Here is a 12,780-nt window from a genome sequence, read left to right as displayed (position 1 = left end):
CCAGCATGCCGTCGACAGCGCCCGCCTCCGGCCAGCCCCTGCCGTCTTCCGACGCCTCCCTTTCGCATTATCCGCATCTGTTCGCCCCACTGGACCTGGGCTTCACGACGGTCCGCAACCGCGTGCTGATGGGGTCCATGCATACGGGACTGGAGGATCGCGCCCGCGACTTCCCCCGGCTGGCGGCGTACTTCGCCGAACGCGCGGCCGGCGGCGTGGGGCTGATCGTCACCGGCGGCTTCTCGCCCAACCTGGTGGGCTGGCTGAAGCCGTTCGGCGGCAAGCTGTCCTGGCCGTGGGAAGCGCGGCCGCACAAGTTCGTCACCGCCGCCGTGCACGAGCATGGCGCCAAGATCTGTGCGCAGTTGCTGCATGCCGGCCGCTACGGCTACCACCCGCTGACGGTGGCGCCGTCGAAGCTGAAGGCGCCGATCAACCCGTTCACTCCGCGTGCGCTGTCGGCCCGCGGCGTCGAACGGCAGATCGCCGCCTACGCCAACGCCGCCAGGCTGGCGCGCGACGCCGGCTACGACGGCGTCGAGATCATGGGTTCGGAAGGCTATTTCATCAACGAATTCACCGCCCCACGCACCAACAAGCGCAACGACGCCTGGGGCGGCACGCCGGAGAAGCGCATGCGCTTCGCGGTGGAGATCGTCCGCCGCGTGCGCGAGGCGGTCGGCCCGGACTTCATCCTCATCTACCGGCTGTCGCTGCTGGACCTGGTGGACGAAGGCAACCAGTGGGAAGAGATCGTCATGCAGGCCAAGGCCGTGGAAGCCGCCGGCGCGACCATCATCAACTCCGGCATCGGCTGGCACGAAGCGCGCATCCCCACCATCGTCACCTCGGTGCCGCGCGCGGCCTTCGTCGACGTCACCGCCAAGCTCAAGCCACATGTGCGCGTGCCGTTGGTGGCCACCAACCGCATCAACATGCCGCACGTGGCCGAGGGCATCCTGGCCGCCGGCAAGGCCGACATGGTGTCGCTGGCGCGGCCGCTGCTGGCCGATCCGCAGTGGGCCGCCAAATCGCGCGCCGGCGCGCCGCAGGCCATCAACACCTGCATCGCCTGCAACCAGGCCTGCCTGGACCACGTGTTCGAGAACAAGACCGCCAGTTGCCTCGTCAACCCGCGCGCCTGCGCCGAAACCGAGCTGAACTACGCCAGGACCTTCGCGCCGAAATCCATCGCCGTGGTCGGCGCCGGCCCTGCCGGGTTGGCCTGCGCCACGGTGGCGGCCGAGCGCGGCCACCGGGTGACGCTGTTCGACGCGGCCGACGAGATCGGCGGGCAGTTCAACTACGCCAAGAAGATCCCCGGCAAGGAAGAGTTCCACGAGACCCTGCGCTACTTCCGCCACAGGCTGGAGGAAACCGGCGTGACCGTGAAGCTGTCCACGCCGGTGTCGCCCGCCGACCTGGCCGGCTTCGACGAGGTGGTGCTGGCCACCGGCATCACCCCGCGCAAGGTGGCCTTCCCCGGCACCGACCATGCCAAGGTGGTCGGCTACGTGGACGTGCTGGCCGGCCGGGTGGAAGTGGGCCCGCGCGCGGCGCTGATCGGCGCGGGCGGTATCGGCTTCGACGTGGCCGAGTACCTGGTGCACGAAGGCGACTCCCCCACCCTCGACAAGACCCGCTGGATGGCCGAATGGGGCGTGGACCCGGATTTCGAATCGCGAGGCAGCCTGGCCCGGCCGCAGCCGGAACCCCCGGCCCGCGAGGTGTGGCTGTTGCAGCGCAGCCCCGGCAGGCCCGGCGCCCGGCTGGGCAAGACCAGTGGCTGGGTGCACCGGGCCACCCTGAAGGCCAAGCAGGTGAAGATGCTGGGCGGGGTGGAATACCTGGGCGTGGACGATGCCGGGCTGCGCATCCGCGTGGAAGGCGCCGAACAGCTGTTGCCGGTGGATCACGTGGTGGTCTGCGCCGGCCAGGAGCCTCGCCGCGACCTGCAGGCCGGGCTGCTCGCACTGGGCAAGACTGCGCATCTGATCGGCGGTGCGGACGTGGCCGCCGAACTGGATGCCAAGCGCGCCATCGCCCAGGGCAGCCGGCTGGCCGCTTCTCTGTAGGGATGCCAGGAGCGGTCTGGGGCGCGATGCTCTTGAGCGCGTTCCCGGCTCATGAAGAAGACGGCACGCGCCCCAGGGCGCTCCTGGAGTCGCTGGCATTTCATTCTCAAATCGAATGCACGGCCGCTCAAATGCACGGCCCGCATTTCATTTCCAATCAAATACTTAGTAGAGCTGTCAACCCGGCCCGTTCAGGTTGGGTTCCACTTTTCGCCCTTACCTTGCGCGCACTTTCCGGCCCGCCGCCCAGTTCAGGCAGGCTGACTCCGGCGCTCGGACCCTTCTGGTCCGGCCTTGCCGGTCCCCCGGGCAGCCCGTGTGATGGCTGCCTCCCCATAACGCCCTGCCGCGTCCCATTCTGGTCTGTCCCTGCGTATCGGGAGAGGCGGGGGCGCGGGAAAGACGGAGCAAGGAGTTCCCATGAAACTGGCCTGGATCCTATGGCTGTCGCAGATGTTGCCGCAGCCGGCCGCCGATTCGTTGTGCCTCAGCACCACCGTGTACCTGGAAGCCCGCGACCAGACCCTGCGCGGCCAGCAGGCCGTCGCCGAGGTCGCCTTGCGCCGCCGCGACAGCGGCCTGTGGGGGGATTCGGTCTGCGAGGTGGTCACCGCCCGCAAACAGTTCGCTCCGACCATCGTGGGCCCGAACACCCGCCTGAAGAACCCGGACGCCTGGGCCAAGTCGGTCAGCGTGGCCCTGGACGCCGAACGCAACTGGGCCCTGCCGCCCGGCCAGCGCAAGGAGATCGTGCCCGGCGCCAGCCACTTCATGGCCCACCAGATCGCCAGCCCCAGTTGGCGCAACGCGTACCACGTGGCCACCATCGGCGACCACACCTTCCTGCGCGTGCAGAAGCTCAAGCCGCGCTCCTGACGAGCGCACGGCGGGCCCGACGGCCCGTTGCATCGAACTCCAGGCAAGAAACGACCGACGGGTCCGCGACCATCGCGGACCCGTTTCGTTTCGCCTTGCCCGCACCCGGCCTTCGCCGTCGTCCCGGCCTACGGCCTTGACGAGACCGCCGAACCCCGGCTGGAAAGACACCCCTGGCCGACGGATCTCCGTGGCATCACCGCGAGCAGCGCATGGAAGCCGATACTGGCGCGCAGGCGACGCTGAAGCGGGAGCCCTTGCCCTTGGACGATCGGGCGCGTGCGTCAGGCCAGGGCCGTGCGCACGCTGTCCAGCCAACGCGTGGCGAAAGCGTGGTCGCGCGCCTTCGCCAGCGCGGTGGCCATCTCGGGCAGCAGCGCGGAAAGCTCGTCGGCATCGTTGCAACGCTCGACCTTCAACTGCATGAAATACCCCTTCAGCCCCAGGTGCGCACGGATGCTGTCGGTCAGCACGGTGTAGAGCGCGTTGTAGCGTTCCGCGGTACCCACGCCCTCCCACACCGGCGGTGGGTCGGCCTTCCTGCCGGCGTCGCTCGCCGCCGCACCCGGATCGGCGAGGCGCTGTTCGATCAGTCCGGCCGCGGACAATTGCGCCAGCGCATCGGCGGGCGCGTGCAAGCCCTGCACCAGCGACTGCAGTTCCTGTTCGCCGCGCTGGCCGTCCACCATCAACAGGATCGAGCGCAGGCCCGCGGTCAGCTTGCGGGTGCGCTGCTGGATCTCCAGTCGGCCTTCCTCGGTCTTGAACCACGTCGTCGCGTGCATGGCATCCCCCGCGCCGCGCGACCGGGCCCCTCCCCGTCGTCATCGGCGCCTGCCTGTAACCCGCGTAGATGTACCTGCCGCCCGCGCGCGCGTCAGTAACGTCGATCACAGTAACGGAACACGGACCTGCGACGATCGTCGCAGGTCCGCGGAATGCCCTCGCGGCGTGCCGGGCATGGGCCGGACACGCCCCGCCCGCGACCGCCTCAGCGCTGGTCGATCGGCACGAAGGCCAGGTCTTCCGGGCCCGTGTAGTTGGCGCTGGGACGGATGATCTTGCCGTCGATGCGCTGCTCGATGACGTGCGCGCTCCAGCCGCTGGTGCGGGCGATCACGAACAGCGGCGTGAACATCGCGGTGGGCACGCCCATCATGTGGTAGCTGACCGCGCTGAACCAGTCCAGGTTGGGGAACATCTTCTTGATGTCCCACATCACCGCCTCCAGCCGCTCGGCGATGGCGTACATCTTGGTGTTCTGCTGTTCCTCGGACAGTTCCCTGGAGACCTGCTTGATCACCTGGTTGCGCGGATCGCCCACGGTATAGACCGGGTGGCCGAAACCGATCACCACTTCCTTGCGCTCCACCCGCGCCTTGATGTCGGCCTCGGCCTCGTCCGGCGTCTCGTAGCGCTTCTGCACTTCGAACGCCACTTCGTTGGCGCCGCCGTGCTTGGGGCCGCGCAGCGCGCCGATGGCGCCGGCGATGCACGAGTGCATGTCGCTGCCGGTACCGGCGATGACGCGCGCGGTGAACGTGGACGCGTTGAACTCGTGCTCGGCGTACAGGATCAGCGAGGTATGCATGGCGCGCACCCAAGAATCGCGCGGCTTCTCGCCGTGCAGCAGGTGCAGGAAGTGGCCGCCGATGGAGTCGTCGTCGGTCTCCACCTCGATGCGCTTGCCGTTGTGGCTGAAGTGGTACCAGTACAGCAGCATCGAGCCCAGCGACGCCATCAGCCTGTCGGCGATGTCGCGCGCGCCCGGGTGGTTGTGGTCGTCCTTCTCCGGCGACACGCAGCCCAGCGCGGACACGCCGGTGCGCATCACGTCCATCGGGTGCGCCGACGCTGGCAGTTGTTCCAGCGCGGCCTTCACCGCGGCCGGTACGCCGCGCAGCGATTTCAGCTTGGCCTTGTAGCCGGCCAGTTCGGCGCGGTTGGGCAGCTTGCCGTGCACCAGCAGGTAGGCGATCTCCTCGAACTCGCTGGTGGTGGCCAGGTCCAGGATGTCGTAGCCGCGGTAGTGCAGGTCGTTGCCGGTGCGGCCCACGGTGCACAGCGCGGTGTTGCCGGCCGCGGTGCCGGACAGGGCGACGGATTTCTTCGGCTTGAAGGCCGTGGTGGTGGTTTCACTCATCAGGTTTCCTCCCGTTTCATCGATGTTCCGGTCCCCTCTCAAGTTGGGAAGAGGAGTTGGGGTGAGGATTCTGCGAAGCCGCGAGCGTATGGACGCCGCCGACTCCGCCGTACCCTCATCCGTCGCTTGGCGCCACCCTCGCCTTCGCGGAGGGCAGGCTCTTCTCCCGACGGGAGAAGGAAAAAGACAACTACTTGCTCGCGGCGAACAGTGCGTCCAGCTTCTGCTCGAACGCGTGGTAACCGATGCGCTCGTACAACTCCTCGCGCGTCTGCATCAGGTCGATCACGTTCTGCTGGTGGCCATCGCGGCGGATCGCGGTGTAGACGGCCTCGGCGGCCTTGTTCATCGCGCGGAACGCGGACAGCGGATACAGCTGGATGGCCACGCCGACGGAGGCCAGCTCCTCACGGGTGAACAGCGGCGTCTTGCCGAACTCGGTGATGTTGGCCAGCACCGGCGCCTTCACCGCATCGACGAACCGCTTGTAGGTGGGCAGGTCGTAGGCCGCCTCGGCGAAGATGCCGTCGGCGCCGGCCTCCACGCAGGCGGTGGCGCGCTCGATGGCGGCGTCCACGCCTTCGACCTGGATGGCGTCGGTGCGTGCGATCAGGAAGAAATCCGTATCGGTCCTGGCATCCGCCGCCGCCTTCACCCGGTCCACCATTTCGCCGGCGGACACGATCTCCTTGCCCGGACGGTGGCCGCAGCGCTTGGCGCCCACCTGGTCCTCGATATGGCAGGCCGCCGCGCCGGCCTTGATCAGCGACTTCACCGTACGCTCGATGTTGAATGCGCTGGGGCCGAAGCCGGTGTCGATGTCCACCAGCAGCGGCAGGTCGCAGACGTCGGTGATGCGGCGCACGTCGATCAGCACGTCTTCCAGCGTGTTGATGCCCAGGTCCGGCAGGCCCAGCGACCCCGCGGCCACGCCGCCGCCCGACAGGTAGATGGCGCGGTAGCCGGCACGCCGGGCCAGCAGCGCGTGGTTGGCGTTGATGGCGCCGATCACCTGCAGCGGCGATTCGGCGGCGAGCGCGGCGCGGAAACGGGCGCCAGCGGATGCGGTACTCATGCGGCGGAACTCCTCTTCGTCAGCGTGTGGCCGGCCATGGCGCAAGGACCGTGGCGGCAAAGGTGCGCGAATGGTACGCCCCTCATCGGGCGCCAATCTGGCACTATCCTTCTGGTTGATCAATCTTGATCCAGTCAATCAATCATTCCGCATGGCCAACGACCTGCTCTCCGCCCGCGAGACCTGCCGGATCCTCGGCATCAGCCAGGCCACCCTGTACGCCTACGTCAGCCGGGGCCTGCTGGAATCGCGCCCCGGCACGGACCACCGCAGCCGCCTGTACCTGCGACAGGACGTGGAGCGGCTGGCGCAGCGCAAGCGCGTGGGACGCGGGGCGGCGCGCGGGGCGGCGCAGAGCCTGGACCGCGGCCTGCCGGTGCTGGAGACGCGGATCTCGCTGATCCGCCCGGATGGTCCCTACTACCGGGGGCGATCGGCCATCGCGATGGCGCGCGATGGCGCCACCCTGGAGGACGTCGCGCGCCAGTTGTGGGACTGCGGCGGACTCGATCCGTTCGCCACCGCATTCGAGCCGCAGTGGCCCGCCAACGTGGCCGCCACCGCCACCGATGCCGCCCTGCCGCCCCTGGAGCGCGCAATGGCGGCCATCCCGCTGCTCGCGCTGGACGTGCGCCATTCGTTCAACTCGGCGCCACGCGTGCGCCACGAGATCGCCGCCACGCTGCTGCGCCACAACGCCGCATTGCTGGTGGCGCAGCCGCCCTTCGCCGGCCCCGTGCACCGGCTGCTGGCGCAGTGCTGGAAACCGGATGATGAAGGATTCGCCGAACTGGTGCGCGCGGCGCTGGTGGTGTGCGCCGATCACGAACTCAACGTATCGGCGTTCGCGGCGCGCGTGGTCGCGTCCACCGGCGCGCACCTGCATGCGACCGTGTGCAGCGGGCTGGCCGCATTGTCCGGTCCACGCCATGGCGGCGCCACCGCGCGCGCGTATGCGCTGATCGCCGACGCGCGCGATGCGGACTCCGCGCGCGACTTCATCGCGATGCGCTGGCAGCGTGGCGACGACCTGCCCGGCTTCGGCCATGCGCTGTATCCGCACGGGGACCCGCGTGCGGCGGAGCTCCTGATCCGCGTACGATCGTTGCACGCCGGCACGCCGGGGCTCGCATCGCTGGAAACCATCATCACCGCCACTGAAGAGGTCAGCGGCCAGCGACCGAACATCGATTTCATGCTCGCCGCGATCTGCCACCTCAACGCGCTGCCCGCGACGCCGGCGCTGGTGATGTTCGCCGCCGGTCGCCTGGCCGGGTGGCTGGCGCATGTGCTGGAACAGCAGGCGCAGGGACGCTTGATCCGCCCCCGCGCCAGCTACGCCGGAGTCGCGCCGGAAACCTCCACGCGAGCGGATTGAGACGATGCCTGTCCATGCGGGATCGGCGCGCCATTTGACATTGCCGGCGCGGCTGCGGACCCTGCAGCGCACCCTTCCCACTGCCACGGCCGTGATGCGCCTCGCCCATTCCCTGCTTCTCGTCTTCATGATGCTGATCCCGACCGTGGGCATCGCCCGGGACGACGACACGCCGTCCTCGCCACCCTCCACGCCAGTGCCGCCCCCACCCGCGTGGCTTGCCGGACTGGACGCGCTTTACGACGACCGGTTGCGCGTGGCCGGACTGGACGAACGCAGGTTCACGGCGGAACACTGGTGGGACATCGCCACGCCGCTGCTGGCATCGAAGCGCGGCTTCCGCGTGGAGGAGATCGGGCTCAGCGTCGAGGAACGCCCGCTGCGCCACGTCGCGTGGGGCAAGGGGCGCACGCGCGTGCTGCTGTGGTCGCAGATGCATGGCGACGAAAGCACCGCCTCGATGGCGCTGGCGGACGTGTTCCGCTTCCTCGGCGAGCATCCGGACCATCCGGTGGTGAAGCGGCTGCGCGCGCGCACCTCGCTGCACATACTGCCCATCCTGAACCCCGACGGCGCGGCCCGTTTCCAGCGGCGCAACGTGCAGGGCATCGACCTGAACCAGGATGCGCGCGCGCTGGCCACGCCCGAGGCGCGCACGCTCAAGGCCCTCTACGACCGCGTGCGGCCCGAGTACGGCTTCAACCTGCACGACCAGCGCATGGGTTACCGCGTGGGCGATTCCGGGCGCGGCGTGGCCATCGCCCTGCTCTCGCCGCCGTACAACGCGGCCGGCGAGGTCAACCCGGTGCGTGCGCGCGCCATCGAAGTCGCCGGCGCCATCCGCATCGCGCTGGAACCCTACCTCGCCGGCCACATGGCGCGCTGGGACGAGACCTTCAATCCGCGCGCATTCGGCGACCTGACCACGCAATGGGGAACCAGCACGGTGCTCATCGAGGCGGGCGGCATCGAGGGCGATCCGCAGAAACAGCGCCTGCGCAAACTCTATTTCCTAGGGCTGGTGGCGGCGCTGGACAGCATCGCCACGGGCAGCCACGCCGGCGTGCCGGCCGATCTCTACCGCGACCTGCCCGAGAACGGCGACGTATGGCCCGACCTGCTCGTTCGCGGCGGCACGCTGTCCGTCCCGGGCCAACCGCCGACGCGCGCGGACCTGACGGTGAACTTCAAGGATCCACTGACCGAGCGTGGCGGCTCCATCGCCTACGTCGGCGACCTCGCCGACGCGCGCGCGCGGCACACCATCCATGCGCGCGGGCTGTACATCGTGCCGATGCCGGGACCCACGGGACCGGCGGGCGGGAGCGCTTCATCCAGGCCCATCGTTCCGGGTGCGCCGGCGTACTTCCACCTCAGCCGCGATCCGCACGGCCACGACATCGTGTGGACGTTGGCCGGCGACGTCGATGCGGCGCACCCGCGCCCCGCACCCTGACGATGCCACTCAGCTGCCGACTTCGGGACCGCGCCGCAGGGCTTTCTTCACCTCTTCCAGCGCATTCGGGTCGTCCAGCGTGGAAAGATCGCCCGGGTCGGCGCCCTGCGCCAATGCCTGCAACGAACGCCGCAGCAACTTGCCCGAGCGCGTCTTCGGCAGCGCATTGACGATGTAGACGCGCGCCGGCCGCGCCACCGCGCCCAGGTTCTGTTCGACCGTGCGGCGCATGCCGTCGGCCGCCTTGACCCGTTCGTGCGGCTCGTCGGTGGCCTGCCGCAGCGTGGCGAATACGACGGGCACCTGCCCTTTGAGTTCGTCCGCCACGCCGATCACCGCCGCCTCGGCCACGGCCGGGAAACCCGATACCGACTCTTCGATCTCGCGCGTGCCCAGGCGATGGCCGGCCACGTTGATGACGTCGTCGGTGCGGCCCAGGATGAACGTGTAACCGTCCTCGTCGCGGATCGCCCAGTCCAGCGAGCTGTAAAGCAGCTCCTTGAAATGGCTGAAGTAGCTGGCGAGGAAACGCTCGTCGTCGTTCCAGATCGTCGTCATGCATCCCGGCGGCAGCGGCGGCTGCATGACCAGCACGCCCTTCTGGCCGGGACCGACTTCTTCGCCGGTCGTTTCGTCGATGATCTTCATCCGATAGCCCAGGTTCGGGAAGCCCGGCGAGCCGAACTTCACCGGCTTCATGTCCAGCCCCGGCAACAACGTCAATGCCGGCCAGCCGGTCTCGGTCTGCCAGTAGTTGTCGATGACCGGCTTGCCCAGCGCGTCGGTGATCCAGTGCGCGGTAGGTTCGTCCAGCGGCTCGCCCGCCAGGAACAGGTAGCGCAACTCGGAAAGATCGTGGCGGCGGATGAAGTCCACGTCGTGCTTCTTCAGCACGCGGGCCGCGGTGGGCGAAGAGAACATCGTGCGCACGCCGTACTGCTCGCACAGCGCCCACCAGATGCCGGCATCGGGGTGGATCGGCAGGCCTTCGTACAGCACCGAGGTGGCGCCGACGATCAGCGGCCCGTAGACGTTGTACGAATGCCCGACCGCCCAGCCCACGTCGGACGTGGAGAACATCACCTGGCCCGGCCCGACATCGAACACCGTACGCATCGACAGCGCCATCGCCACCGCGTAGCCGCCCACGTCGCGCTGCACGCCCTTGGGCTTGCCGGTGGTACCCGACGTATAGAGCAGGTAGCTGGGCTCGTTCGATTCCAGCCATTCCACGGGCACCTCGGCGTCGCCGACTTCCGCGCGCAACGCCGCGTAGTCCTCGTCACGGCCAGGCACCTTCGGTTCGGCCGCATCGAGTCCGCGCGAAACGATCAGTACTTTCGGCGGCGGGGTGTTTGCTTTCGCACAGGCTTCGTCCACCAATGGCTTGTACGGGATGACCCTGCCGCCGCGCATGCCGGCATCGGCAGCGACCAGCAGTTTGGGCTGCGCGTCGTCGATGCGCAGCGCCAGGTTGTGCGCGGCGAAGCCGCCGAAGACCACGGAATGGATCGCGCCGATGCGCGCGCATGCCAGCATCGCGAACACGGCTTCGGCCATGTTGGGCATGTAGATCACCACGCGGTCGCCCTTGCCCACCCCCAGCCGTTGCAGGATCGCGGCGAACGCATTCACTTCGCGATACAGCTCGCGATAGGTGATCTCGCGGGTGACCTCGGTTTCGGTGGACACCGCGACAAGGGCAAGCTGGTCGCCCCGCGCTTCCAGATGCCGGTCCACCGCGTTGTAGCAAAGGTTGGTTTCCCCACCGACGAACCACCGGCGGAACGGCGGATTGGAATAGTCGAGGATCTGCTGCGGTGGCTTGTGCCAGTGGATGGCCTTCGCCTCCTCGCCCCAGAACGCCTCGGGTTGCTCGGTAGAACGGCGGTAGACGTCTTCATAAGCCATGGCATGCCTCCGTTCGACAAGCATATTACCGACCCCGAGGGGCCGCGCCCCGACTTTGGTCTATGACACGTAAACACCAGACCTCGCCCCATGGGCAGAGGGTTTGCAGACATGGTGCGTCGCACGCACCGCCCCTACTGCTCGGCAGTCCCCTCCCCAACCAGGTAGAGATCGACAATGGGCAGCAACGCGTACTCCTCTTCTTCCGGCGCATCTGCGGGGCGCTGCAGCGATTCTCTCGCGGACACAGTGCGCAGGGACAGGGCCACAGCCTGTTCGCGAGGCAACCACCACAACCCCTTTAATGCGCGGCGCGGGCGGACATCGTAGCGGCCGATCCGTTCGACCGTCAGATTCTCGCGCTCGATCCTGCGCTGAAGCCCTCGGATCCAGGGCGAGAGTGGCTGCGCTGTGAAATAATCGCCATGACCTACCACGATGATGGGAAGCTTGAGCCTGGCGGTGTTCGGATACCCGAAGTGCCCCGAAAGGTCTTCCCCGCTCCTGATCGAATCCAGCAAGCGCGCCTGTGAACCGCCTCCAGCCGAAGCGAGCAGCACCCGGCAGCGGTTCAGGTCGGTAGTCCAACCCGTGTCGCTGTCGACGACTGGAATTCCCGGGAACCTGCGTTGGGCATCCTGCAGCGCGACCTCGAAAGCCTCCTTTGCCGTCGCCGAATAGACGAGTCCGCGCTGGTGGCGCAGCAGGTAGGGGGCGCACACCAGCCCCGCCAGCGCCGCCAGCGCCACCGGCCTGGAAAGACCGCGCAGCCATCCCGGCAATTCCAGGCTGGCCAACAACCTCCCCGCAAGCAACGCCGCCGGAACGATGCAGGGCGCGTAGTAGCGCTGCTGCATGACCGGAAATCTGTACTCGCTGAGGGAAGCGCTGCCGAACGTGAAATAAAGCAGCGGCCAGAACCAGAACGCGACCACCCCCGCCCACGCCCAAGCGCTTTCCGTGGAGATGGCGCCGCGGTAGCGTTGCCATGCCAATTGCAAAGTGGCGAGCGCCGCAGCCAGGAACAGAAACGAGGTATGCCACCCCAGCAATCCTCCGAGTGTATGCAGCCTCGCCAAAGGCGTCCTTCCCTGCTCTTCCACGTACAAACTGAAATCGTGGGGATTAAGCAGACTGGCGATGCTGGAATACCACTGACCGGCGGTGACCCTGAACACCATTGATTCCAGCAGCAGCATCGCCAGCAGACCCACCATCAGCGCGATACCGGCTTCCAACGATTGCCGGAACCGGCCCATAAGTGCCCATACCGCCAGGAACGCCAATGGAACCACCAGCAGAACGATGCTGCTCTCCTTCAGCATGAAACCGAGCGCCAGACAGACACCGGTCACGGCAGCATGTAGCAGGACCTGCCTGTGCGTTCCGGACAGGCGCGCCTCGCTCCAGCGCCAGAAACTGCCCAGCGCCAGCGCCAGGAAGAGCGCGGCTGGCACGTCGGGTAACAGGGAGCCGGCGAACAAGAAGAAAACCGGCTGCGCAAGGGCAAGCGCCGCACAGGCAACTGAAGCCCATACGGCCATCTGGCGCCGGGCCAGCAGATAGGTCGCGCAGCCTATCGCCACCAACCAGATACCGTAGAGGGCGACGGAGAACCCAAGGCTCCCCGTTATCGCGAACCCGGCGGCAGCCGGCAACAACAGAAGCACCCTGCGCTCGGCTAGCGAAGCCGTGGATATCGGCTCACCTATCGCGATCTTGATCGCGCCGATCAGGTAACGGGTATCATCGCTGCAATATAGGCCGATGTAATAGAAGTACACCAGCGACAACGAGAGCACGGCCACTGCCGCCATGCCAGCCATATGCCGGCGCTGGGTCGGGTTCATCATCTTCTTTGCGTGG

General features: G+C 67.8%; 9 protein-coding genes. 4 read left to right on the top strand and 5 right to left on the bottom strand.

Annotated features, from left to right (window positions below):
* The first annotated feature begins 5 nt into the window (after positions 1-5).
* Together AAD027_RS11865 and AAD027_RS11860 are read left to right on the top strand one after the other, a co-directional pair.
* On the top strand, positions 6-2,075 hold the full coding sequence (locus AAD027_RS11865) for an FAD-dependent oxidoreductase (RefSeq protein ID WP_341726229.1): 2,070 nt from the start codon (positions 6-8) through the stop codon (positions 2,073-2,075).
* Between the two features lie 420 nt (positions 2,076-2,495).
* Complete coding sequence (locus AAD027_RS11860; protein ID WP_341726228.1) at positions 2,496-2,951, top strand: cell wall hydrolase; 456 nt, start codon at positions 2,496-2,498, stop codon at positions 2,949-2,951.
* A 284-nt stretch (positions 2,952-3,235) separates the two neighbouring features.
* On the opposite strand, the gene AAD027_RS11855 is transcribed toward AAD027_RS11860, so the two are convergent.
* From AAD027_RS11855 to prpB, 3 genes are all read right to left on the bottom strand, one after another.
* A complete protein-coding gene (locus AAD027_RS11855; protein ID WP_341726227.1) occupies positions 3,236-3,736 on the bottom strand; it encodes a hypothetical protein in 501 nt (166 codons plus the stop codon).
* Between the two features lie 206 nt (positions 3,737-3,942).
* Positions 3,943-5,094: a bifunctional 2-methylcitrate synthase/citrate synthase gene (gene prpC, locus AAD027_RS11850; protein ID WP_341726226.1), complete on the bottom strand. Its 1,152-nt coding sequence runs from the start codon at positions 5,092-5,094 to the stop codon at positions 3,943-3,945.
* Between the two features lie 190 nt (positions 5,095-5,284).
* Positions 5,285-6,169: a methylisocitrate lyase gene (prpB, locus tag AAD027_RS11845; RefSeq protein WP_341726225.1), complete on the bottom strand. Its 885-nt coding sequence runs from the start codon at positions 6,167-6,169 to the stop codon at positions 5,285-5,287.
* 151 nt (positions 6,170-6,320) lie between these two features.
* Between prpB and AAD027_RS11840 the strand changes: the two genes are divergently transcribed.
* Positions 6,321-7,547, top strand: a complete 1,227-nt coding sequence (locus AAD027_RS11840; protein ID WP_341726224.1) for a citrate synthase family protein — start codon at positions 6,321-6,323, stop codon at positions 7,545-7,547.
* A gap of 94 nt (positions 7,548-7,641) precedes the next feature.
* Positions 7,642-9,003, top strand: coding sequence for a M14 family zinc carboxypeptidase (locus AAD027_RS11835; RefSeq protein ID WP_341726475.1), 1,362 nt, complete (start codon positions 7,642-7,644; stop codon positions 9,001-9,003).
* A gap of 9 nt (positions 9,004-9,012) precedes the next feature.
* Here AAD027_RS11835 and prpE read toward each other — a convergent pair whose 3' ends face one another.
* Positions 9,013-10,914, bottom strand: coding sequence for a propionate--CoA ligase (gene prpE, locus AAD027_RS11830; protein WP_341726223.1), 1,902 nt, complete (start codon positions 10,912-10,914; stop codon positions 9,013-9,015).
* A gap of 134 nt (positions 10,915-11,048) precedes the next feature.
* A complete protein-coding gene (locus AAD027_RS11825; RefSeq protein ID WP_341726222.1) occupies positions 11,049-12,764 on the bottom strand; it encodes an ArnT family glycosyltransferase in 1,716 nt (571 codons plus the stop codon).
* Between the last annotated feature and the right edge of the window lie 16 nt (positions 12,765-12,780).

Source organism: Pseudoxanthomonas putridarboris, from assembly GCF_038321125.1.
Lineage (GTDB): Bacteria > Pseudomonadota > Gammaproteobacteria > Xanthomonadales > Xanthomonadaceae > Pseudoxanthomonas_A > Pseudoxanthomonas_A putridarboris.
The sequence above is the reverse complement of the archived record's forward strand: the minus strand, read 5'-3'. Positions and strand labels throughout refer to the sequence as shown.